Source organism: Pseudomonas sp. Hz4, from assembly GCF_054898165.1.
This window is the reverse complement of record NZ_CM142719.1, coordinates 5,514,539-5,536,149: the sequence shown is the minus strand read 5'-3', so window position 1 is coordinate 5,536,149 and position 21,611 is coordinate 5,514,539. Positions and strand designations below refer to the sequence as shown.

The 21,611-nt window shown below is 54.4% G+C and carries 18 protein-coding genes, 6 tRNA genes and 3 rRNA genes; 22 read left to right on the top strand and 5 right to left on the bottom strand.

Going from position 1 to position 21,611, the window contains the following annotated elements:
• Positions 1-34 precede the first annotated feature (34 nt).
• From ACYZTR_RS25590 to hemJ, 3 genes are all read right to left on the bottom strand, one after another.
• Positions 35-1,000 (bottom strand): DUF805 domain-containing protein, encoded by a 966-nt coding sequence (locus ACYZTR_RS25590; RefSeq protein ID WP_461974827.1) that lies wholly within the window; start codon positions 998-1,000, stop codon positions 35-37.
• Positions 1,001-1,084: 84 nt separating this feature from the next.
• Complete coding sequence (locus ACYZTR_RS25585; RefSeq protein WP_461974825.1) at positions 1,085-2,053, bottom strand: NAD(P)H-dependent flavin oxidoreductase; 969 nt, start codon at positions 2,051-2,053, stop codon at positions 1,085-1,087.
• Between the two features lie 33 nt (positions 2,054-2,086).
• Complete coding sequence (gene hemJ / locus ACYZTR_RS25580) at positions 2,087-2,515, bottom strand: protoporphyrinogen oxidase HemJ (protein ID WP_461974823.1); 429 nt, start codon at positions 2,513-2,515, stop codon at positions 2,087-2,089.
• A gap of 135 nt (positions 2,516-2,650) precedes the next feature.
• On the opposite strand from hemJ, the gene argC reads away from it, so the two are divergent.
• Both argC and erpA read left to right on the top strand, forming a co-directional pair.
• Complete coding sequence (gene argC, locus ACYZTR_RS25575) at positions 2,651-3,685, top strand: N-acetyl-gamma-glutamyl-phosphate reductase (RefSeq protein WP_461966618.1); 1,035 nt, start codon at positions 2,651-2,653, stop codon at positions 3,683-3,685.
• A 167-nt stretch (positions 3,686-3,852) separates the two neighbouring features.
• Positions 3,853-4,203: an iron-sulfur cluster insertion protein ErpA gene (erpA, locus tag ACYZTR_RS25570; protein WP_461974822.1), complete on the top strand. Its 351-nt coding sequence runs from the start codon at positions 3,853-3,855 to the stop codon at positions 4,201-4,203.
• Between the two features lie 80 nt (positions 4,204-4,283).
• Here the strand turns inward: erpA and ACYZTR_RS25565 are convergent, their stop codons facing one another.
• Together ACYZTR_RS25565 and ACYZTR_RS25560 are read right to left on the bottom strand one after the other, a co-directional pair.
• A complete protein-coding gene (locus tag ACYZTR_RS25565) occupies positions 4,284-5,375 on the bottom strand; it encodes an anhydro-N-acetylmuramic acid kinase (protein ID WP_461974820.1) in 1,092 nt (363 codons plus the stop codon).
• 3 nt (positions 5,376-5,378) lie between these two features.
• Complete coding sequence (locus ACYZTR_RS25560) at positions 5,379-6,815, bottom strand: peptidoglycan DD-metalloendopeptidase family protein (protein WP_461974818.1); 1,437 nt, start codon at positions 6,813-6,815, stop codon at positions 5,379-5,381.
• A gap of 213 nt (positions 6,816-7,028) precedes the next feature.
• Here ACYZTR_RS25560 and tyrS point away from each other — a divergent pair, with 213 nt between their 5' ends.
• The 20 genes from tyrS to rplL all read left to right on the top strand — a co-directional run bounded on the left by tyrS (position 7,029) and on the right by rplL (position 21,551).
• Positions 7,029-8,228 carry a tyrosine--tRNA ligase gene (gene tyrS, locus ACYZTR_RS25555; protein ID WP_461974816.1) on the top strand — a complete coding sequence of 400 codons (1,200 nt, stop codon included), beginning with the start codon at positions 7,029-7,031 and terminating at the stop codon, positions 8,226-8,228.
• Positions 8,229-8,780: 552 nt separating this feature from the next.
• Positions 8,781-10,319, top strand: a 16S ribosomal RNA gene (locus ACYZTR_RS25550).
• 161 nt (positions 10,320-10,480) lie between these two features.
• Positions 10,481-10,557: transfer RNA gene (locus ACYZTR_RS25545), tRNA-Ile, on the top strand.
• Positions 10,558-10,587: 30 nt separating this feature from the next.
• A tRNA-Ala gene (locus ACYZTR_RS25540) sits at positions 10,588-10,663 on the top strand.
• A gap of 250 nt (positions 10,664-10,913) precedes the next feature.
• A 23S ribosomal RNA gene (locus ACYZTR_RS25535) occupies positions 10,914-13,805 on the top strand.
• 168 nt (positions 13,806-13,973) lie between these two features.
• A 5S ribosomal RNA gene (gene rrf / locus ACYZTR_RS25530) occupies positions 13,974-14,089 on the top strand.
• Together the 16S, 23S and 5S rRNA genes with 2 tRNA genes alongside form the textbook arrangement of a ribosomal RNA operon.
• Positions 14,090-14,224: 135 nt before the next feature.
• Positions 14,225-15,184: a bifunctional biotin--[acetyl-CoA-carboxylase] ligase/biotin operon repressor BirA gene (gene birA / locus ACYZTR_RS25525; protein ID WP_461974814.1), complete on the top strand. Its 960-nt coding sequence runs from the start codon at positions 14,225-14,227 to the stop codon at positions 15,182-15,184.
• Complete coding sequence (locus ACYZTR_RS25520; RefSeq protein WP_461974812.1) at positions 15,174-15,923, top strand: pantothenate kinase; 750 nt, start codon at positions 15,174-15,176, stop codon at positions 15,921-15,923. The genes birA and ACYZTR_RS25520 overlap by 11 nt, the downstream gene beginning before the upstream one ends.
• 7 nt (positions 15,924-15,930) lie before the next feature.
• Positions 15,931-16,371: a hypothetical protein gene (locus tag ACYZTR_RS25515; protein ID WP_461974810.1), complete on the top strand. Its 441-nt coding sequence runs from the start codon at positions 15,931-15,933 to the stop codon at positions 16,369-16,371.
• Between the two features lie 142 nt (positions 16,372-16,513).
• Positions 16,514-16,598 (top strand) — tRNA-Tyr (locus ACYZTR_RS25510).
• A 24-nt stretch (positions 16,599-16,622) separates the two neighbouring features.
• A tRNA-Gly gene (locus ACYZTR_RS25505) sits at positions 16,623-16,696 on the top strand.
• A 26-nt stretch (positions 16,697-16,722) separates the two neighbouring features.
• Positions 16,723-16,798, top strand: a tRNA-Thr gene (locus ACYZTR_RS25500).
• Between the two features lie 84 nt (positions 16,799-16,882).
• Positions 16,883-18,076, top strand: a complete 1,194-nt coding sequence (tuf, locus tag ACYZTR_RS25495; protein WP_461979890.1) for an elongation factor Tu — start codon at positions 16,883-16,885, stop codon at positions 18,074-18,076.
• A gap of 53 nt (positions 18,077-18,129) precedes the next feature.
• A tRNA-Trp gene (locus ACYZTR_RS25490) sits at positions 18,130-18,205 on the top strand.
• Between the two features lie 45 nt (positions 18,206-18,250).
• The gene (secE, locus tag ACYZTR_RS25485; protein ID WP_007896620.1) at positions 18,251-18,619 is read left to right on the top strand and encodes a preprotein translocase subunit SecE; all 369 of its coding nucleotides are present in this window, start codon (positions 18,251-18,253) and stop codon (positions 18,617-18,619) included.
• A 9-nt stretch (positions 18,620-18,628) separates the two neighbouring features.
• Positions 18,629-19,162: a transcription termination/antitermination protein NusG gene (gene nusG, locus ACYZTR_RS25480; protein ID WP_282379324.1), complete on the top strand. Its 534-nt coding sequence runs from the start codon at positions 18,629-18,631 to the stop codon at positions 19,160-19,162.
• Between the two features lie 117 nt (positions 19,163-19,279).
• On the top strand, positions 19,280-19,711 hold the full coding sequence (rplK, locus tag ACYZTR_RS25475; RefSeq protein WP_003210097.1) for a 50S ribosomal protein L11: 432 nt from the start codon (positions 19,280-19,282) through the stop codon (positions 19,709-19,711).
• A complete protein-coding gene (gene rplA / locus ACYZTR_RS25470) occupies positions 19,711-20,406 on the top strand; it encodes a 50S ribosomal protein L1 (RefSeq protein WP_201190738.1) in 696 nt (231 codons plus the stop codon). Before rplK ends, rplA begins: the two co-directional genes overlap by 1 nt.
• A 198-nt stretch (positions 20,407-20,604) precedes the next feature.
• A complete protein-coding gene (gene rplJ / locus ACYZTR_RS25465; RefSeq protein ID WP_095080420.1) occupies positions 20,605-21,105 on the top strand; it encodes a 50S ribosomal protein L10 in 501 nt (166 codons plus the stop codon).
• A gap of 80 nt (positions 21,106-21,185) precedes the next feature.
• Positions 21,186-21,551: a 50S ribosomal protein L7/L12 gene (rplL, locus tag ACYZTR_RS25460; protein WP_461966602.1), complete on the top strand. Its 366-nt coding sequence runs from the start codon at positions 21,186-21,188 to the stop codon at positions 21,549-21,551.
• Positions 21,552-21,611: the final 60 nt, after the last annotated feature.

Below are 21,611 nucleotides of genomic sequence, written 5' to 3'. Positions count from 1 at the left end.
CGGCGACGCAGGTGTCACGGGCGGGGAGCGCTGTTCATTCTTTCGCAGAGTCTACAGGGGGCTGGGCTTCTTCGGCTGCATCGTCGGCTGAATTTGGCGCCGGCTCTGCTTCCACAGCGGTCTGATTTTCGATCTCTTCGGTGATCACCGAGTCACTTTCATAGCTGCTCTGGGTAGCGCTTTCGTACTCATTCTGAAGGGTAGTAAGGCCTCCGGTCAGTCCGCCGATGAACAGGATCGCGATAAACACCAGCCAGAGTGAAGACAGGACCTTGACCGCGGCGCTGTTGGGCGGTGGTGGCGCGCCGTATTGATTGGCGGTGTTGTTACCCGGTGCAATCATCATCACGAACGGAAAGATGCTGCCCACGAACGGCACAAGGGTCAGCAGCCAAAGCCAGCCAGACCAGCCGATATCGTGTAGACGCTGGACACTGAACTGGATGCTGACGAACGCGAGCGCCACGAAGAGAACAACGGCCAGCAAGCCACCGAGAATCAAGCCAGCGCTCGAGTCCGTACTGATGAGGGCCAGGCCGAAAACAGCCAGCACAGCGCCGACGCCAAGGGTTACGAGTGTCAGGGCCATCGTCCAGGCCAGGTAACGCAAGCGGCCGATGCGTCCTTCGAAACTGAATGCCTTGAGTGGGGCAAATTCGGGCAAGGCTTCGCCGACGGTCGCCCGGGGTGGTGCATAAGGGGATTCGGGATCTGCTGCGACGGCAGGGGTGTGTTCATGAATGTCAGACAGGTTCAGCTCTATCGATGGTTCGGATTCGATCCGGGCATCGATGCCGGTTTTGGTCAGCGCCTGGAGATAAGTCTGAGCGTCGGTCTGTGACAGGTCGCGTTTGAGTGCAACCGGCTTGCCACTGAACAGCCGCTCGATGGCAGTCACATCGCTTTTGAACAGATCGGCGAGATTGAGCTTGGCGGTGGTGACGTCAACACCTGGCAGCAGAGCGCCGTCGAATACGATCTTGAAACGGTTTTCGCTCATTGCGAGGCATCCTTGTCGCGAATGTTAGGGAGTATTGCGCGTGGAGTGTAAGGCCAGCCGGAATTGACTGGCCCAGTTTTCCTGTCAGCGTGGCCAGCGTTTGGGCAGCGCCGCCGCCAGCTCCAGTGCTTTGCGGTACTCAGCATCAAGGCGAGCGATCAATTGATCAACACTTGGCAGGTCATCGATTTCGCCGACCCCTTGGCCTGCGGACCAAACGGTTTTCCAGGCTTTGGCTTCATCGCTTATAGGCTTGAGTTTGGAGCCGAAGTTCACCTCCCCCTTACCTTGCAACGCTGCCATGTCGAAACCCGCAGCTTCTAGGCTTTGACGCATAAAGCTCGCCGGTACTCCCGACACCGCTGGAGTATGGACGATGTCCGCCGCTCTGGAAGTCAGCAGCATCTGTTTATAGGCGTCAGACGCATGACTTTCGGTGGTACCGATAAATCGCGTACCGAAGTAGGCCAGATCCGCACCGAGCAATTGTGCAGCGAGAATCTCGTGGCCGTGGTTCAGGCAACCGGCCAGCAGCAACGTCTTGTCGAAGAATTGGCGTATCTCGGCAATCAGCGAGAACGGGCTCCAGGTCCCGGCGTGCCCACCGGCGCCTGCTGCCACGGCGATCAGGCCGTCGACCCCGGCCTCGGCGGCTTTCTCTGCATGGCGACGAGTCGTCACGTCATGAAACACCAGACCGCCATAGCTATGCACGGCATCGACCAGTTCTTTCACGGCGCCGAGGCTGGTGATCACGATCGGCACTTTGTGCTCGATACAGATCTCAAGATCCGCTTGCAGCCGCGGGTTGCTGTTGTGGACGATCAGGTTCACCGCATAAGGCGCCGGATTCTCCAATGTTGCCAACCCTGCTTCGATCTCTTCCAGCCAGGCCTTAAAGCCACTGCTCTTGCGTTGGTTCAGCGCGGGGAAGCTGCCCACCACGCCATTACGGCAGCAGGCGAGTACCAGTTGAGGGTTGGAGATCAGGAACATCGGCGCTGCCACCACAGGCAGGCGCAAACGTTGTTCGAGCAGAGCGGGCAGCGACATTGGAAGTACCCCGGTGAGTTGTGCTTATTGGAGTTAGAACGGCCGAACGACAACCAGAATTACAATAGCCAGCAATATCAGAACCGGCACCTCATTGAACCAGCGATAAAAGACATGGCTGCGGGTGTTCTCGCCACGGGCAAAACGTTTCACCTGGGCGCCGCACATGTGGTGGTAGCCGATCAGGATCACCACCAGGGTCAACTTCGCGTGCATCCATGCACCCTGACTAAATATGCTGGGGTTCAAAGCGATCAGTGCAATGCCGAAAATCAGGGTGGCGATCATCGCCGGCCCCATGATGCCTCGGTACAGCTTGCGCTCCATGATGCTGAAGCGTTCTTTGCTGATGGTGTCTTCGCTTTGGGCGTGATAAACGAACAGGCGCGGCAGGTAAAACAGGCCGGCAAACCAGCAGACCATGCTGACGATGTGAAGCGCTTTGAGCCACAGATAAAGCATTTTTAGTTATTCCCAGGTTTACGGTAGCGAAGATAGTAGAGGGTAGAGCGCCCGCACGTCACCTTGACGGTTGTCGCAGAGCCGTGCGGCCCCTATTATCGACGGCTTTCCAGTGGGTTCGTTGAGGGCAGGTTTATGGTCAAGGTCGGTATCGTCGGCGGCACGGGTTACACCGGTGTCGAACTGCTGCGTCTGTTGGCGCAGCACCCGCAAGCTGAAGTGGCAGTCATCACTTCCCGATCCGAGGCCGGTCTGGCCGTGGCTGATATGTATCCGAACCTGCGCGGTCATTACGATGGCCTGGCGTTCAGCGTTCCGGACATCAAGACGCTGGGCGCTTGTGACGTGGTGTTCTTCGCTACGCCTCACGGTGTTGCCCATGCCCTGGCCGGTGAACTGTTGGCAGCGGGAACCAAGGTCATCGACCTGTCGGCGGACTTCCGTCTGCAAGACGCCGAAGAGTGGGCCAAGTGGTATGGTCAGCCTCACGGCGCACCGGAACTGCTGGAAGAGGCGGTCTATGGCTTGCCGGAAGTCAATCGCGAGCAAATCAAGCAGGCTCGCCTGATCGCCGTCCCGGGTTGCTACCCGACTGCTACGCAATTGGGTTTCCTGCCATTGCTTGAGGCAGGTCTGGCCGATACCACCCGCTTGATTGCTGACTGCAAATCCGGCGTCAGCGGTGCCGGTCGTGGTGCATCTGTAGGTTCGCTGTACGCCGAGACGTCGGAAAGCATGAAGGCCTACGCCGTCAAAGGGCATCGTCACTTGCCGGAAATTCGCCAGGGTCTGCGTCGCGCAGCGGGCAAGGACGTCGGTCTGACCTTCGTTCCGCACCTGACGCCTATGATTCGAGGCATCCACTCGACGCTCTACGCGACTGTCGTGGATCGCTCGGTGGATCTGCAGGCGTTGTTTGAAAAGCGTTATGCCAACGAACCGTTCGTCGATGTCATGCCGGCCGGCAGTCATCCGGAAACCCGCAGCGTGCGCGGTGCCAACGTTTGCCGTATTGCCGTGCATCGTCCGCAGGACGGTGATCTGGTGGTGGTGTTGTCGGTGATCGACAACCTGGTCAAAGGCGCGTCGGGTCAGGCGGTGCAGAACTTGAATATTCTGTTCGGTCTGGATGAGCGCTTGGGTCTGTCCCACGCAGGTATGCTGCCGTAAGGTTTATCCCGCTCAGCAAAAAGGCCCGTCTGACGGGCCTTTTTGCATTTCGGGCGGGCAAATGTGTTGATTGATATACCGTAACAATAGTTGACCAATTTTCTAGGAGAAGCGGATAATGCGCTTCATCACGCATTATGGCGGCGTAACGCCGGGAGATAGTTAGCATGAGCGTCGAATCCTTCACCCCCATGGCTTTGCAATTCACCCACGGTGCCGCGCACAAGGTGAAGAGCCTGGTCGATGAAGAGGGGAATGATCGCTTGAAGCTGCGCGTATTCGTTACGGGCGGTGGTTGTTCAGGTTTTCAGTACGGCTTCACCTTCGATGAAGAAGTGGCCGATGACGACACCATTGTCGAACGCGAAGGTGTGAGTCTGGTGGTCGATCCTATGAGCTTCCAATACCTGGCAGGTGCCGAGGTGGATTATCAGGAAGGTCTGGAAGGTTCGCGCTTCGTCATCAAGAACCCGAACGCCAGCACCACGTGTGGCTGCGGCTCTTCGTTCTCGATCTGAGCGCAATTCACCGCATCAACAAGCGCCGCATGGCCTCAGGGCTCTGCGGCGTTTTGCTGTGCGGGATTTGGTATGGATGGTCAGGCAGGATAGATGGCGCCGAGTATGCGCAGGCCACGGGCGCCGGTGACGCTCGGACGATTGGCGGCGATGCCTTCCAGGCAGCAATGGGCCAGCCAGGCGAAGGCCATGGCTTCGACCCAGTCCGGGTCTACACCGTAAGCCGCGGTGCTGCTGACCTTGGCGTTCGGCAGCAAGCTGGCCAAGCGGTTCATCAACGTGGTGTTGTGCGCACCGCCGCCGCAGACAAGCAGTTCCTGGGTGTCTGATTGGGCGCTTTGCAGTGATTCGACGATGGTCAGGGCGGTCAGTTCGAGCAGGGTTGCCTGCACGTCTTCGGTGGCAAAGGTCGGCAGCTGTGACAGGTGCTGTGTCAGCCATGGCAGGTTGAATACTTCGCGCCCGGTGCTTTTCGGGCCTTTGGTCACGAAGAACGGATCACATAGCAATTCTTTCAAAAGAATCGGTTCGACCATGCCGCTGGCAGCCCATTGGCCGTCGCGATCAAAGTTGTCGCCGCGTTGCTGGCGAATCCACGCATCCTGCAGAACATTGCCGGGACCACAGTCGAAACCGGCTACCGGTTTACCGGGCTCGATCAGGCTTAGGTTGCTGAAACCGCCGACGTTCAATACCGCACGATTACCAGGCTGTTCTTCGAACAACGCTTCGTGGAAGGCTGGAACCAGTGGCGCGCCTTGCCCGCCGGCGGCCACATCGCGGCTGCGGAAGTCGCTGACCACGGTGATGCCGGTCAACTCCGTCAGTAGCGCAGGGTTGCCGATTTGCACTGTGAAGCCGCGCGCGGGTTCGTGGCGAATGGTCTGACCGTGGCTGCCGATTGCACGAATGTCTTCGGGCTTCAGGTTTTGTTGATCAAGGAGGGTGTGAATGCCCTGTGCTGCCAGCTTCACCCAGTTCTGCTGGGCAATGGCGGAGCGGGCAATCTCGTCCGGGCCACTACTGCACAAGCCAAGCAGCTCGGTGCGTAGGGAATCAGGCATGGGAATGTAGTGCGTGGCGATCAGCTTGATCGCCGGGGCTAGCTCAACCAGCGCAATATCCAGGCCGTCGAGGCTGGTCCCGGACATCACACCTATATAGAACGTCATGGTTTAGCGCTTGCTCGAAGCCAGCTGCGTGGACTTCTCTTGATCCATACGCGCCATCAGCGGTTGGCTCTGCGCGAGGAACCGTGCGCGTTCAGCTTTGGAGATCGGATCGGCCATCGCTACCTTCTGGCCCAATGGATCGACGTGTACACCATTGACCTGGAACTCGTAGTGCAAGTGCGGGCCGGTGGAGAGTCCGGTGGTGCCGATGTAGCCGATCACTTGGCCTTGCTTGACGCTGCCGCCAGTCTTGACGCCTTTGGCGAAGCCTTGCATGTGCCCGTACAGCGTGCGGTAGGTATTTCCGTGCTGGATGATCACGGTGTTGCCGTAGCCACCGCGGCGTCCGGCCAGCAACACTTTGCCGTCACCGGCTGCCTTGATTGGGGTGCCACGCGGCGCTGCATAGTCGACGCCTTTGTGGGCGCGGATCTTGTTCAGGATTGGGTGCTTGCGGCCCATGGAGAATTTCGAACTGATGCGGGCGAAATCCACCGGCGTACGGATAAACGCCTTGCGCATGCTGTTGCCGTCAGCGGTGTAGTAGCTGCTGTTCCCTTGTTTATTGATGTAACGCACCGCGGTGTAGGTCTTGCCGCGGTTGGTGAAGCGCGCGGAAAGGATCGGGCCATTGCCGACAGCCTTGCCGTTGACGACTTTCTGTTCGTAGATGACATCGAACTCGTCACCCTGGCGAATATCCTGGGCGAAGTCGACGTCATAGCCAAACACGCTGGCCATGTCCATGGTCAGGCTGTGGGACAGGCCTGCACGTGCAGCGGATTGCGACAGCGAACTGTTGATCACGCCATGAACGTAGGCGGAGCGCACGGTAGGCTTGGCGGTAATGCGGTTGAATGCATAACCCTTGTCATTCTTGGTCAGGGTGATGCTTTCGACGTCGCTGACCTTGCTGTGCAAGTTGGTCAGCTGGCCGTCGGGGCTTAGTTCGAATTCAAGTTTCTGGCCATGTTTGAGTTGGCTGAACTGCTTGGCCTGTTTGTCGCTGGCCAGCACCTCATGCACCGAAGTTGCCGGAAGGCCGACTTTTTCGAACAGTGTGGAGAGCGTATCGCCTTTAGAAACGATCACTTCCCTATGGTTTGGAGACTTTTTTTCTTCGATCACAGGGGCGGGCGTGGATGCCGGCGCCGGTACGGCCTGAGCGGTTTCCTGGGGTTCTTCTGTGCTGTTTTCAATCTGCGCGAAAGGGGAAGCTGCTGGCTCATTTGTGGCCTGGACGGCCTCGGCAGCGTCTTGATCTTGTATCAGTTGTTCAGCAGAGCTTTCCAGTTCAAGACTCAGGGTCGTCTTTTTGGCTTCAACATCACTGGAAGGGAATACCAGAAGCGCCAGGCTCAGAAGGGCGGCGATGCCACTTGCTGCGAGCAGGTGGGTCTTCGGGTAAAGCGGCGGCGCTTTAGACGATTCTTTGGTCATAGGTAATTTTTGACTTTGAAAAAAGATGAATTGGAAAAGATGAATGACATGATGAAGATGAAATAACTGTATAAAATATAACCAAATCATCGCTGAAGCAAGTCCGCGAACGCTCTGTTCGTGGATTGGCGTCCGTGCGCCGGGCAAAACTTGTATTTGACGCGCGATCTTGTATGGTTGGTTCCCTTTGAATTCGAGCCTTGCGGGTCTGTTATGAAGTCGGTTGAAGAGCAGCTAGCGCTGATCAAACGTGGTGCGGAAGAACTGTTGGTCGAGTCCGAGCTGATCGAAAAGCTCAAGCGTGGCCAGCCCCTACGTATTAAGGCTGGCTTCGATCCGACCGCGCCGGATTTGCACCTGGGTCATACCGTGCTTATTAATAAGCTGCGTCAGTTCCAGGAGCTGGGTCACCAAGTCATCTTCCTTATAGGTGACTTCACCGGGACGATCGGTGATCCGAGCGGCAAGAGTGCAACACGTCCTCCGCTTACCCGTGAGCAGGTTCTCGAGAATGCCGAGACCTACAAGACCCAGGTCTTCAAGATTCTTGATCCGGCGAAAACGGAAGTTGCGTTCAACTCCACCTGGATGGATCAGATGGGGCCGGCCGACTTCATTCGTCTGACCTCCCGGTACACTGTGGCTCGCATGCTCGAGCGCGACGACTTCGACAAGCGCTACACAACCAATCAGCCAATCGCCATTCACGAGTTTCTCTATCCTCTGGTTCAGGGGTATGACTCGGTCGCTTTGCGAGCGGATGTCGAGCTGGGTGGTACCGATCAGAAGTTCAACCTGTTGATGGGGCGTGAACTGCAGCGTGGATATGGTCAAGAGGCTCAGTGCATTCTGACCATGCCGCTGCTCGAAGGTCTGGATGGCGTTAAGAAGATGTCCAAGTCCTTGGGCAACTACGTGGGTATTCAGGAAGCGCCGGGTGTGATGTACAGCAAACTGGTTTCCATTCCAGATGCGCTGATGTGGCGCTACTTCGAATTGCTCAGCTTCCGCTCCATGGATGAGATCAATGCGTTCCGTGCGGATGTTGAGACGGGTGCAAATCCGCGCGACATCAAGATCAAGTTGGCTGAAGAGATCGTCGCGCGTTTCCATGGTGAGGAGGCTGCGACCAATGCTCACCGTGCGGCGGGTAACCGTATGAAGGAAGGCGAGCTGCCGGATGATCTTCCAGAGATCGAATTGACTGCCGCCGAAGATATGCCGATCGCAGCCGTCCTTAATAAAGCAGGGTTGGTGAAGAACTCGGCGGTTGCGCGCGACCTTTTGGGTTCAGGTGGTGTACGTATAGATGGTGAGGTTGTTGATCGCACCTTTATATACGTACTGGGTGCTACCCATGTTTGCCAGGCTGGGAAGAAGGCATTTGCACGTATTACGCTCAAATCTGAATAAAGCTGAAATCAGGGGTTGACGGCAGATTCTGGAAGTCTATAATTCGCCCCACTTCCGGCGCAGTCGAAACGGAAAACTCCTTGGTAAACAAAGAGTTACGCAGTTTTCGACAGCGAGTTGCTTCAGTTCATCGAAGCCCAGAAGGAGTTGAAAGAGCGGGGTTGTTTGGCTCTTTTAACGGTTCGATCTTCTCGGTCGAAAGCGGTGTAAAAGAGGTGTTGACAGCAGCGAGTAACGCTGTAGAATTCGCCTCCCGCTAACGAGAGATCGAAAGCGCAAGTGGTTGAAGTTGCAGAGGAAACTTTGAAAACTTCTTAAAATAACCGCTTGACAGTAACAGGCGCTGCTGTAGAATGCGCGCCTCGGTTGAGACGAAAGTTCTTAACCAACCGCTCTTTAACAACTGAATCAAGCAATTCGTGTGGGTGCTTGTGGGGTCAGACTGATAGTCAACAAGATTATCAGCATCACAAGTTACTCCGCGAGAAATCAAAGATGTAACCAACGATTGCTGAGCCAAGTTTAGGGTTTCTTAAAAACCCAAAGATGTTTGAACTGAAGAGTTTGATCATGGCTCAGATTGAACGCTGGCGGCAGGCCTAACACATGCAAGTCGAGCGGCAGCACGGGTACTTGTACCTGGTGGCGAGCGGCGGACGGGTGAGTAATGCCTAGGAATCTGCCTGGTAGTGGGGGATAACGCTCGGAAACGGACGCTAATACCGCATACGTCCTACGGGAGAAAGCAGGGGACCTTCGGGCCTTGCGCTATCAGATGAGCCTAGGTCGGATTAGCTAGTTGGTGAGGTAATGGCTCACCAAGGCGACGATCCGTAACTGGTCTGAGAGGATGATCAGTCACACTGGAACTGAGACACGGTCCAGACTCCTACGGGAGGCAGCAGTGGGGAATATTGGACAATGGGCGAAAGCCTGATCCAGCCATGCCGCGTGTGTGAAGAAGGTCTTCGGATTGTAAAGCACTTTAAGTTGGGAGGAAGGGCATTTACCTAATACGTAAGTGTTTTGACGTTACCGACAGAATAAGCACCGGCTAACTCTGTGCCAGCAGCCGCGGTAATACAGAGGGTGCAAGCGTTAATCGGAATTACTGGGCGTAAAGCGCGCGTAGGTGGTTCGTTAAGTTGGATGTGAAATCCCCGGGCTCAACCTGGGAACTGCATTCAAAACTGTCGAGCTAGAGTATGGTAGAGGGTGGTGGAATTTCCTGTGTAGCGGTGAAATGCGTAGATATAGGAAGGAACACCAGTGGCGAAGGCGACCACCTGGACTGATACTGACACTGAGGTGCGAAAGCGTGGGGAGCAAACAGGATTAGATACCCTGGTAGTCCACGCCGTAAACGATGTCAACTAGCCGTTGGGAGCCTTGAGCTCTTAGTGGCGCAGCTAACGCATTAAGTTGACCGCCTGGGGAGTACGGCCGCAAGGTTAAAACTCAAATGAATTGACGGGGGCCCGCACAAGCGGTGGAGCATGTGGTTTAATTCGAAGCAACGCGAAGAACCTTACCAGGCCTTGACATCCAATGAATCTGCTAGAGATAGCGGAGTGCCTTCGGGAACATTGAGACAGGTGCTGCATGGCTGTCGTCAGCTCGTGTCGTGAGATGTTGGGTTAAGTCCCGTAACGAGCGCAACCCTTGTCCTTAGTTACCAGCACGTCATGGTGGGCACTCTAAGGAGACTGCCGGTGACAAACCGGAGGAAGGTGGGGATGACGTCAAGTCATCATGGCCCTTACGGCCTGGGCTACACACGTGCTACAATGGTCGGTACAGAGGGTTGCCAAGCCGCGAGGTGGAGCTAATCCCAGAAAACCGATCGTAGTCCGGATCGCAGTCTGCAACTCGACTGCGTGAAGTCGGAATCGCTAGTAATCGCGAATCAGAATGTCGCGGTGAATACGTTCCCGGGCCTTGTACACACCGCCCGTCACACCATGGGAGTGGGTTGCACCAGAAGTAGCTAGTCTAACCTTCGGGAGGACGGTTACCACGGTGTGATTCATGACTGGGGTGAAGTCGTAACAAGGTAGCCGTAGGGGAACCTGCGGCTGGATCACCTCCTTAATCGACGACATCAGCTGCTCCATAAGTTCCCACACGAATTGCTTGATTCATTGAAGAAGACGATAAGAAGCAGCCCTAAGGGGTTGTAGCTTGGTTGGTTAGAGCGCACCCGATGCTCGGTGGTAGAGAGCAGGGTGAGGTCGGCCTTATAGCTCGAAATTGGGTCTGTAGCTCAGTTGGTTAGAGCGCACCCCTGATAAGGGTGAGGTCGGCAGTTCGAATCTGCCCAGACCCACCAATTTTGTGTGGGAAACGCCTGTAGAAATACGGGGCCATAGCTCAGCTGGGAGAGCGCCTGCCTTGCACGCAGGAGGTCAACGGTTCGATCCCGTTTGGCTCCACCACTAACTGCTTCTGTTGTTGAAAGCTTAGAAATGAGCATTCCATCGTGACGATGGTGAATGTTGATTTCTAGTCTTTGGCTAGATCGTTCTTTAAAAATTTGGGTATGTGATAGAAAGATAGACTGGGCAACACTTTCACTGGTGTTGTTACAGGCTAAGGTAAAATTTGTGAGTTGCTCTTAATGAGTAAGAATGCGAATTTTCGGCGAATGTCGTCTTCACAGTATAACCAGATTGCTTGGGGTTATATGGTCAAGTGAAGAAGCGCATACGGTGGATGCCTTGGCAGTCAGAGGCGATGAAAGACGTGGTAGCCTGCGAAAAGCTTCGGGGAGTCGGCAAACAGACTTTGATCCGGAGATGTCTGAATGGGGGAACCCAGCCATCATAAGATGGTTATCTTAAGCTGAATACATAGGCTTAAGAGGCGAACCAGGGGAACTGAAACATCTAAGTACCCTGAGGAAAAGAAATCAACCGAGATTCCCTTAGTAGTGGCGAGCGAACGGGGACTAGCCCTTAAGTGGCTTTGAGATTAGCGGAACGTTCTGGAAAGTACGGCCATAGTGGGTGATAGCCCTGTACGCGAAAATCTCTTAGTCATGAAATCGAGTAGGACGGAGCACGAGAAACTTTGTCTGAATATGGGGGGACCATCCTCCAAGGCTAAATACTACTGACTGACCGATAGTGAACTAGTACCGTGAGGGAAAGGCGAAAAGAACCCCGGAGAGGGGAGTGAAATAGATCCTGAAACCGTATGCGTACAAGCAGTGGGAGCCCACTTTGTTGGGTGACTGCGTACCTTTTGTATAATGGGTCAGCGACTTATTTTCAGTGGCGAGCTTAACCGAATAGGGGAGGCGTAGCGAAAGCGAGTCTTAATAGGGCGTCTAGTCGCTGGGAATAGACCCGAAACCGGGCGATCTATCCATGGGCAGGTTGAAGGTTGGGTAACACTAACTGGAGGACCGAACCGACTACCGTTGAAAAGTTAGCGGATGACCTGTGGATCGGAGTGAAAGGCTAATCAAGCTCGGAGATAGCTGGTTCTCCTCGAAAGCTATTTAGGTAGCGCCTCATGTATCACTGTAGGGGGTAGAGCACTGTTTCGGCTAGGGGGTCATCCCGACTTACCAAACCGATGCAAACTCCGAATACCTACAAGTGCCGAGCATGGGAGACACACGGCGGGTGCTAACGTCCGTCGTGAAAAGGGAAACAACCCAGACCGTCAGCTAAGGTCCCAAAGTTATGGTTAAGTGGGAAACGATGTGGGAAGGCTTAGACAGCTAGGAGGTTGGCTTAGAAGCAGCCACCCTTTAAAGAAAGCGTAATAGCTCACTAGTCGAGTCGGCCTGCGCGGAAGATGTAACGGGGCTCAAACCATACACCGAAGCTACGGGTATCACTTAGGTGATGCGGTAGAGGAGCGTTCTGTAAGCCTGTGAAGGTGAGTTGAGAAGCTTGCTGGAGGTATCAGAAGTGCGAATGCTGACATGAGTAACGACAATGGGTGTGAAAAACACCCACGCCGAAAGACCAAGGTTTCCTGCGCAACGTTAATCGACGCAGGGTTAGTCGGTCCCTAAGGCGAGGCTGAAAAGCGTAGTCGATGGAAAACAGGTTAATATTCCTGTACTTCTGGTTATTGCGATGGAGGGACGGAGAAGGCTAGGCCAGCTTGGCGTTGGTTGTCCAAGTTTAAGGTGGTAGGCTGAGATCTTAGGTAAATCCGGGATCTTAAGGCCGAGAGCTGATGACGAGTTACCCTTTGGGTGACGAAGTGGTTGATGCCATGCTTCCAAGAAAAGCTTCTAAGCTTCAGGTAACCAGGAACCGTACCCCAAACCGACACAGGTGGTTGGGTAGAGAATACCAAGGCGCTTGAGAGAACTCGGGTGAAGGAACTAGGCAAAATGGCACCGTAACTTCGGGAGAAGGTGCGCCGGTGAGGGTGAAGCATTTACTGCGTAAGCCCATGCCGGTCGAAGATACCAGGCCGCTGCGACTGTTTATTAAAAACACAGCACTCTGCAAACACGAAAGTGGACGTATAGGGTGTGACGCCTGCCCGGTGCCGGAAGGTTAATTGATGGGGTTAGCTAACGCGAAGCTCTTGATCGAAGCCCCGGTAAACGGCGGCCGTAACTATAACGGTCCTAAGGTAGCGAAATTCCTTGTCGGGTAAGTTCCGACCTGCACGAATGGCGTAACGATGGCGGCGCTGTCTCCACCCGAGACTCAGTGAAATTGAAATCGCTGTGAAGATGCAGTGTATCCGCGGCTAGACGGAAAGACCCCGTGAACCTTTACTATAGCTTTGCACTGGACTTTGAATTTGCTTGTGTAGGATAGGTGGGAGGCTTTGAAGCGTGGACGCCAGTTCGCGTGGAGCCAACCTTGAAATACCACCCTGGCAACTTTGAGGTTCTAACTCAGGTCCGTTATCCGGATCGAGGACAGTGTATGGTGGGTAGTTTGACTGGGGCGGTCTCCTCCTAAAGAGTAACGGAGGAGTACGAAGGTGCGCTCAGACCGGTCGGAAATCGGTCGTAGAGTATAAAGGCAAAAGCGCGCTTGACTGCGAGACAGACACGTCGAGCAGGTACGAAAGTAGGTCTTAGTGATCCGGTGGTTCTGTATGGAAGGGCCATCGCTCAACGGATAAAAGGTACTCCGGGGATAACAGGCTGATACCGCCCAAGAGTTCATATCGACGGCGGTGTTTGGCACCTCGATGTCGGCTCATCACATCCTGGGGCTGAAGCCGGTCCCAAGGGTATGGCTGTTCGCCATTTAAAGTGGTACGCGAGCTGGGTTTAGAACGTCGTGAGACAGTTCGGTCCCTATCTGCCGTGGACGTTTGAGATTTGAGAGGGGCTGCTCCTAGTACGAGAGGACCGGAGTGGACGAACCTCTGGTGTTCCGGTTGTCACGCCAGTGGCATTGCCGGGTAGCTATGTTCGGAATAGATAACCGCTGAAAGCATCTAAGCGGGAAACTAGCCTCAAGATGAGATCTCACTGGGACCTTGAGTCCCCTGAAGGGCCGTCGAAGACTACGACGTTGATAGGTTGGGTGTGTAAGCGCTGTGAGGCGTTGAGCTAACCAATACTAATTGCCCGTGAGGCTTGACCATATAACACCCAAGCAATTTGCAGGCTTCGAGCTGAAAAGCGAAAGAGCACCAGATTGCGGTGTGTGAAGACGACACAGTCGAAAATTCGCAATGCAACACACAAATCTATCACTTACCCATTCGCTGGAGCGTGAACCTGCAAAGGCCCACGACCTGGCTACCGAATTTCTTGACGACCATAGAGCATTGGAACCACCTGATCCCATCCCGAACTCAGCAGTGAAACGATGCATCGCCGATGGTAGTGTGGGGTTTCCCCATGTGAGAGTAGGTCATCGTCAAGATTAAATTCCGAAACCCCTATCTGCGTATGCAGGTAGGGGTTTTGTTTTGTCCGCAGGAAAACTGACCTGTTGAGTTTCTATGCAATAGCGCGGGGCATGGCTATCATGCTGGCCTCATTGTGAGGCGAGACTTGCATGCTGACGTTGTTAAAGCTTCTTAAAGATGGCCGATTCCATTCGGGTCAGGCTCTGGGCGTTGCCTTGGGTGTCAGTCGTAGTGCCGTTTGGAAGCAGCTTCAGCATTTAGAGGCTGATCTGGGACTATCCATCCATAAGGTGCGGGGTCGCGGCTATCAGCTGGCTGCACCGTTGACGCTGCTTGATCCTGTAGAGATAAGAGGGCAAGCACCTTCTTGTGATTGGCCCGTCCTGGTCTTCGATTCAATCGACTCCACTAATGCCGAGGCTCTGCGTGCAATAGAGCGAGGTCAGGCTGCACCGTTTCTGGTGCTTGCTGAGCGGCAAACAGCAGGTCGCGGGCGGCGTGGGCGAAAGTGGGCGAGCCCATTTGCGGAAAACATCTATTACAGCCTTGTGCTGCGTATTGAAGGTGGAATGCGTCAGCTGGAAGGCTTGAGTCTTGTTGTTGGGCTCGCCGTGATGCAGGCATTGCGAAAACTCGGTGTTTCGGGGGCTGGATTGAAGTGGCCCAACGATGTTCTGGTCGGTCAGAAAAAGATTGCCGGGATACTGCTCGAGCTGGTGGGGGATCCTGCCGATGTGTGTCACGTTGTTCTGGGTGTGGGAATTAATGTGAACATGCAGATTACCGATGAGGTAGATCAGCAGTGGACGTCCATGCGGCTCGAGTCGGGTAAGGTGTTTGACCGAAATCACTTGGTGGGCGAGTTAGGCGCGATGCTCCAGGAGTATCTGTGTCGTCATCAAGTCGACGGATTTTCAGCTATCCAGGCAGAGTGGGAGCAAAATCATCTCTGGCAGGGGCGGGCCGTGTCGTTGATTGCCGGTGTTAACCAAATAGATGGCGAAGTGCTGGGTATTGATAGTCAGGGTGCTCTGCGCTTGAAGGTGGGTGGTGTGGAAAAAGTCTTTAGTGGTGGTGAGCTCAGTCTGAGGTTGCGTGATGATTCTTGAGCTCGACTGCGGAAACAGTTTCATCAAGTGGCGTGTGCTCGATGCGGATGTTCGGCGGGTGGTTGGCGAGGGCGTCGTTGATTCAGATCTCGCTTTGCTGGAGAGCTTGAAAACGCTCAAGGGGCTCGCTCTCAAGTTTTGTCGGCTGGTCAGTGTCAGGACCGCCGAAGAAACCAATGCACTGATTTCGCTACTGACAGAAGCTTATCGTGTGTCGGTGGTATGTGCTGCACCGTCCCGCGAAATGTCGGGGGTTCGTAATGGCTATGACGAGTTCGAGCGGTTAGGGCTCGACCGTTGGCTGGCGATGCTTGGGGGATTTCATCTGGCCTCGGGCTCGTGCCTTGTGCTTGATTTTGGTACGGCTGTTACTGCGGACTTTATCGCCAGGGATGGCGAGCATCTCGGAGGATTTATATGCCCGGGTATGCCGCTGATGCGAAACCAGTTGCGTACCCATACCCGTAGAATTCGTTATGGGGATCTAGCCGCCGAGCGCGCTCTGGAAAGTCTTATTCCTGGTCGTACAACTGTCGAGGCAGTCGAGCGGGGATGCTCGTTGATGCTGAGAGGTTTTGTCCTGACACAGCTAGAGTTGGCGCGTAGCTATTGGGGGGATGATTTTGCTGTGTTCCTTACTGGAGGAGATGCAAACTTGGTTTCCGAAATCGTGCCTGAGGCCAGGATGGTTCCCGATCTGGTGTTTGTAGGCTTGGCTATGGCATGCCCCTTGTCCTGAGGTTTCTATGCGTTGGTTGTTTCTGTTGCTGCTTGTTCTCAACGTGTTCTATTACATCTGGCACCAACAAGAGGCTCCTCTGCGTGCAAAGGATGTAACCCCTTTGAGTTTGTATCGGGGGTCGCAGCAGGACATTCGCTTGTTGAGTGAGGCGAATGGCGCGGCTCGTGATAAAGGAAAGCCTGCCCAGGCAGGCGATGGATGCCTCTATCTTGGCGGTTTTACTCGTCAGGAGGCGGCTCAGGCGGTTGAGCGGCGATTGAGTGGCATGGAAATCAAGTTTGAGTCCTTGCTGAGGCCCCCCGCCGAGTCTGATGGTTACTGGGTGCGTGTGGCACCAGAAAGCCGGCGTTGGCTGGATGACTCGCAGCTGAAAAACCTTTCTAGAGAATTCAATGAGTTAAAACATAAAATAATGCCGTGCGAGGGGGTTGCACCCGCCGAATAGTTTGCATAGAATGGCGCCCGCTTCGCAGTGAAGACCTTTAGCGGTTAACGGTGCGAAGCGATGTCAACGCAGCTAACCTCAGGTTTTTAATGAGAAAATGCTTGACAGAAGGCTGGCATGATATAGAATGCCGGCTCGCTTAGGAGGGGTTCCCGAGCGGCCAAAGGGATCAGACTGTAAATCTGACGTCTACGACTTCGAAGGTTCGAATCCTTCCCCCTCCACCATTTTTAGCGAGAGCTGCAAGCTCCGCGGGTATAGTTTAGTGGTAGAACCTCAGCCTTCCAAGCTGATGATGCGGGTTCGATTCCCGCTACCCGCTCCAAGTTTACAGATCCTGCAAAGTGTTACGCTCTTGTAGCTCAGTTGGTAGAGCACACCCTTGGTAAGGGTGAGGTCAGCGGTTCGAATCCGCTCAAGAGCTCCATATGACAAGGCAGATATGAAAATATCTGCCTTTGTTTTAATGGTTTGTTTGGCCTGCTTAGTTCTTCTGCTAGGGGTGATTTCGATGGCTAAGGAAAAGTTCGAGCGTAATAAGCCGCATGTCAACGTTGGTACCATTGGTCACGTCGACCACGGTAAAACCACTTTGACTGCTGCTTTGACCCGTGTCTGCTCCGAGGTTTTCGGTTCGGCAAGGGTCGACTTCGACAAGATCGATAGCGCCCCTGAAGAAAAAGCTCGTGGCATTACCATCAACACCGCTCACGTTGAATACGATTCGGCCGTGCGTCACTACGCACACGTTGACTGTCCTGGTCACGCTGACTACGTAAAAAACATGATTACCGGTGCTGCGCAGATGGATGGTGCGATTCTGGTTTGCTCGGCCGCTGATGGTCCGATGCCGCAAACCCGTGAGCATATCCTGCTGTCGCGCCAGGTTGGCGTTCCGTACATCGTTGTCTTCCTGAACAAGGCTGATATGGTTGACGACGCTGAGTTGCTGGAGCTGGTTGAGATGGAAGTGCGCGACCTGCTGAGCACGTACGATTTCCCAGGTGATGACACTCCGATCATCATTGGTTCGGCGCTGATGGCGCTGAACGGTCAAGACGATAACGAGATGGGTACCACTGCCGTCAAGAAGTTGGTCGAGACTCTGGATAGCTACATTCCGCAGCCTGAACGCGCTATTGATAAGCCGTTCCTGATGCCGATCGAGGACGTATTCTCGATCTCCGGTCGCGGTACTGTTGTGACTGGTCGTGTTGAGCGTGGCATTGTCCGCATTCAAGAAGAAGTTGAGATTGTGGGTCTTCGTGACACTGTCAAAACTACTTGCACTGGTGTTGAGATGTTTCGCAAGCTGCTCGACGAAGGTCGTGCTGGTGAGAACTGCGGCGTTTTGCTGCGCGGTACCAAGCGTGACGATGTTGAGCGTGGCCAAGTTCTGGTCAAGCCAGGCACCGTCAAGCCGCATACCAAGTTCACTGCTGAGGTTTACGTTCTGAGCAAGGAAGAAGGTGGTCGTCATACGCCATTCTTCAAGGGCTACCGTCCACAGTTCTACTTTCGTACTACTGATGTGACTGGTAACTGCGAGCTGCCAGAAGGTGTTGAAATGGTGATGCCAGGTGACAACGTCCAAATGACCGTCACTCTGATCAAAACCATCGCAATGGAAGATGGTCTGCGTTTCGCTATCCGTGAAGGCGGTCGTACCGTCGGTGCTGGTGTCGTGGCTAAGGTTATCGAGTAAGTTGTTGTAATGTCTTTTTCGGGCCGGCATAATGGTCGGCCTGATTTTGTTTTAGGTCAGTAGCTCAATTGGCAGAGCGACGGTCTCCAAAACCGTAGGTTGGGGGTTCGATTCCCTCCTGACCTGCCAGATTCACTTGGTGTGTCTGGCTTTCTTTTCACAGGATCTTCATAGATGACTCCTAAAGCTGAAGCTCAAGGCTCTCGCTTCGATCTGCTCAAGTGGCTAGTAGTAGTCGCTTTGGTGGTTGTTGGCGTTGTTGGCAATCAGTATTACTCTGCTTCGCCGATCCTGTACCGCGTACTTGCTTTGCTTGTCATTGCTGCTGTAGCTGCCTTTGTAGGCCTGCAAACAGTCAAGGGCAAGTCTTTCTTTGTACTGGTTAAGGAAGCACGCACCGAGATTCGTAAAGTCGTATGGCCAACTCGCCAAGAAACCACGCAGACCACGTTGATTGTTGTGGCTGTTGTTCTGGTTATGGCGTTGCTGTTGTGGGGGCTTGATTCCCTGCTCGGCTGGCTTGTTTCCTTGATTGTCGGCTAAGGGTGTCCCGTGGCTAAGCGTTGGTACGTTGTGCATGCTTACTCCGGTTACGAGAAGCATGTCATGCGCTCGTTGGTAGAGCGCGTAAAGCTGGCTGGCATGGAAGATGGCTTTGGCGAAATTCTGGTTCCCACTGAAGAAGTGGTTGAAATGCGTAATGGCCAGAAACGCAAAAGCGAGCGCAAGTTCTTCCCAGGTTATGTGCTGGTTCAGATGGATATGAATGAGGGTACTTGGCACTTGGTCAAGGATACTCCTCGGGTGATGGGTTTCATTGGCGGTACCGCTGATAAGCCCGCGGCAATCACAGATAAAGAGGCAGAAGCGATTCTGCGTCGCGTTGCTGATGGTAGCGACAAGCCGAAGCCGAAGACGTTGTTCGAGCCAGGTGAGTCGGTACGTGTCAACGACGGACCGTTTGCCGACTTTACTGGCACGGTCGAAGAGGTTAACTACGAAAAGAGCCGGATCCAAGTGGCGGTGCTCATTTTCGGTCGCTCTACTCCGGTAGAGTTAGAGTTCAGCCAGGTCGAAAAGGTCTAGCTGAGCAAGCATCCCAACCCCGCAGCCCTAGGCTGTGGGGTTTTGTCGTCACTGGGATAAACGCGCAAGTAACCGGGGAGCCTTTCGAGGCGTTCGAACCCGTAATTGGAGTGCCTCATGGCCAAGAAGATTACCGCTTACATCAAGCTACAAGTGAAAGCCGCTCAGGCTAACCCAAGCCCACCTGTTGGTCCTGCACTGGGTCAGCACGGCGTGAATATCATGGAATTCTGCAAGGCTTTCAACGCCCGTACTCAGGGTATTGAGCCAGGTCTGCCGACTCCAGTAATCATCACTGTCTATAGCGACCGTAGCTTCACTTTCGAAACCAAGTCTACCCCTGCTTCGGTTCTGCTGAAGAAGGCTGCTGGTCTGACTAGCGGTTCCGCTCGTCCGAACACCGTTAAGGTTGGCACTGTGACTCGTGCTCAGCTGGAAGAAATCGCGAAAACCAAAAACGCGGATCTGACTGCAGCTGATATGGACGCAGCCGTGCGTACTATCGCCGGTTCTGCTCGTAGCATGGGCCTTAACGTGGAGGGTGTGTAATGGCTAAGCTGACCAAGCGCCAAAAGGCTATCGCCGGCAAAATCGAAGCAGGCAAGTCCTACAACTTTGTAGACGCTGCTGCTCTGCTGGCTGAGCTGTCGACTGTCAAGTTCAGCGAGTCGTTCGACGTTGCTGTAAATCTGGGTGTTGACCCGCGTAAATCCGACCAGGTCGTTCGTAGCGCTACTGTGCTGCCACACGGCACTGGCAAGACCGTTCGCGTTGCTGTGTTCACCCAGGGTCCAGCTGCCGAGGCCGCTCTGGCTGCCGGCGCTGACCGTGTAGGTATGGACGACCTGGCTGCCGAAATGAAAGCCGGCAACCTGAACTTCGACGTAGTTATCGCATCTCCGGATGCAATGCGCGTTGTCGGTCAGTTGGGTCAGATCCTCGGTCCACGTGGCCTGATGCCTAACCCTAAAGTCGGCACCGTAACCCCGGACGTAGCTACTGCGGTTAAAAACGCCAAGGCTGGTCAGGTTCGTTATCGCACCGACAAAAACGGCATCATTCACACCTCCGTTGGCAAAGTCGGCTTTGATGCCGTCAAGCTGAAGGAAAACGTTGAAGCCCTGATCTCTGATCTGAAGCGTATCAAGCCGGCTTCCTCGAAAGGCATTTATGTCAAACGCATCACCCTGAGCACCACCATGGGCCCGGGCCTGGTCATCGACCAAGGTTCGCTGGAAGCGTAAGACAAAAATTGGCGCAAGCGATTGCGCCAATTGAAAGATTGGGGTCCCTGCCTGGCGGGGGCTATCCAAGACCGTAGGCGACGCAAGTCTTAAACCTCAAGCCTACGCAGATGGTGCTCCCGGTTCCTTACCGAATCAGACACCAAAACGACATTCGGCTTCGGCTGGATGAAACGGTAACAAGCAGGAGTTAAACCCGTGGCAATTAAACTCGAAGACAAGAAGGCCATCGTCGCTGAAGTCAACGAGGCTGCCAAAGTCGCTCTGTCCGCTGTCGTGGCTGATGCCCGTGGCGTAACAGTAAGCGCGATGACCGGACTCCGTAAAGAGGCTCGTGAAGCTGGCGTATACGTACGTGTTGTACGTAACACCCTGCTCAAGCGCGCTGTTGCTGACACTGAATACAGTGTTCTCAACGACGTGTTCACCGGCCCGACCTTGATCGCGTTCTCCAACGAACATCCTGGCGCTGCTGCCCGTTTGTTCAAGGAATTCGCCAAAGGTCAGGATAAGTTCGAGATCAAGGCAGCTGCGTTCGAGGGCAAGTACCTCGCAGCTAATCAGATCGACGTACTGGCAAGCCTGCCGACCCGTGACGAAGCAATTTCTCAGCTGATGAGCGTGATTCAAGGCGCAACCAGCAAATTGGCTCGTACTCTGGCGGCCCTTCGCGACCAGAAAGAAGCTGTTGCAGCCTAAGGCTGAGCGACTCCTTTCAGCGTTTATTGTTTATTTCGATGGCCGCGTAGGCTGTCACCCCAATACAGGAATTTATAGTCATGTCTCTGACTAACGACCAAATCATCGAAGCAATCGGCGAAAAATCCGTTCTGGAAATCGTTGAACTGATCAAAGCAATGGAAGAGAAGTTCGGCGTTTCCGCTGCCGCTGCTTCCGCTGGTCCAGCTGCTGTTGCTGCTGTTGCTGAAGAGCAAACTGAATTCAACGTCAATCTGGTTGAGACTGGCGAGAAGAAAGTTAACGTGATCAAGGCTGTACGTGAGCTGACCGGTCTGGGCTTGAAAGAAGCCAAGGCTGTAGTTGACGGCTGCCCAGGCATGGTTCTGGAAGCTGTTTCTAAAGACGCAGCTGACAAAGCCAAGGCTGTCTTGGAAGAAGCAGGCGCTAAAGTCGAGCTGAAGTAAGCATCGACTTTGCGTCTCCAGCCCGAGCGTTAAGCGAAAGGCTGATGGCTGGTGGCTCTT

Excerpts from the sequence above, each read along its gene's own strand:
- ACYZTR_RS25515 (WP_461974810.1), top strand. The coding sequence starts at position 15,931 with ATGCGTTGGTTGTTTCTGTTGCTGCTTGTTCTCAACGTGTTCTATTAC.
- erpA (WP_461974822.1), top strand. The coding sequence starts at position 3,853 with ATGAGCGTCGAATCCTTCACCCCCATGGCTTTGCAATTCACCCACGGT.
- ACYZTR_RS25590 (WP_461974827.1), bottom strand. The coding sequence starts at position 1,000 with ATGAGCGAAAACCGTTTCAAGATCGTATTCGACGGCGCTCTGCTGCCA.
- ACYZTR_RS25585 (WP_461974825.1), bottom strand. The coding sequence starts at position 2,053 with ATGTCGCTGCCCGCTCTGCTCGAACAACGTTTGCGCCTGCCTGTGGTG.
- hemJ (WP_461974823.1), bottom strand. The coding sequence starts at position 2,515 with ATGCTTTATCTGTGGCTCAAAGCGCTTCACATCGTCAGCATGGTCTGC.
- ACYZTR_RS25520 (WP_461974812.1), top strand. The coding sequence starts at position 15,174 with ATGATTCTTGAGCTCGACTGCGGAAACAGTTTCATCAAGTGGCGTGTG.
- rplK (WP_003210097.1), top strand. The coding sequence starts at position 19,280 with ATGGCCAAGAAGATTACCGCTTACATCAAGCTACAAGTGAAAGCCGCT.
- argC (WP_461966618.1), top strand. The coding sequence starts at position 2,651 with ATGGTCAAGGTCGGTATCGTCGGCGGCACGGGTTACACCGGTGTCGAA.
- rplA (WP_201190738.1), top strand. The coding sequence starts at position 19,711 with ATGGCTAAGCTGACCAAGCGCCAAAAGGCTATCGCCGGCAAAATCGAA.
- rplL (WP_461966602.1), top strand. The coding sequence starts at position 21,186 with ATGTCTCTGACTAACGACCAAATCATCGAAGCAATCGGCGAAAAATCC.
- secE (WP_007896620.1), top strand. The coding sequence starts at position 18,251 with ATGACTCCTAAAGCTGAAGCTCAAGGCTCTCGCTTCGATCTGCTCAAG.
- birA (WP_461974814.1), top strand. The coding sequence starts at position 14,225 with ATGCTGACGTTGTTAAAGCTTCTTAAAGATGGCCGATTCCATTCGGGT.
- ACYZTR_RS25565 (WP_461974820.1), bottom strand. The coding sequence starts at position 5,375 with ATGACGTTCTATATAGGTGTGATGTCCGGGACCAGCCTCGACGGCCTG.
- tyrS (WP_461974816.1), top strand. The coding sequence starts at position 7,029 with ATGAAGTCGGTTGAAGAGCAGCTAGCGCTGATCAAACGTGGTGCGGAA.
- tuf (WP_461979890.1), top strand. The coding sequence starts at position 16,883 with ATGGCTAAGGAAAAGTTCGAGCGTAATAAGCCGCATGTCAACGTTGGT.
- ACYZTR_RS25560 (WP_461974818.1), bottom strand. The coding sequence starts at position 6,815 with ATGACCAAAGAATCGTCTAAAGCGCCGCCGCTTTACCCGAAGACCCAC.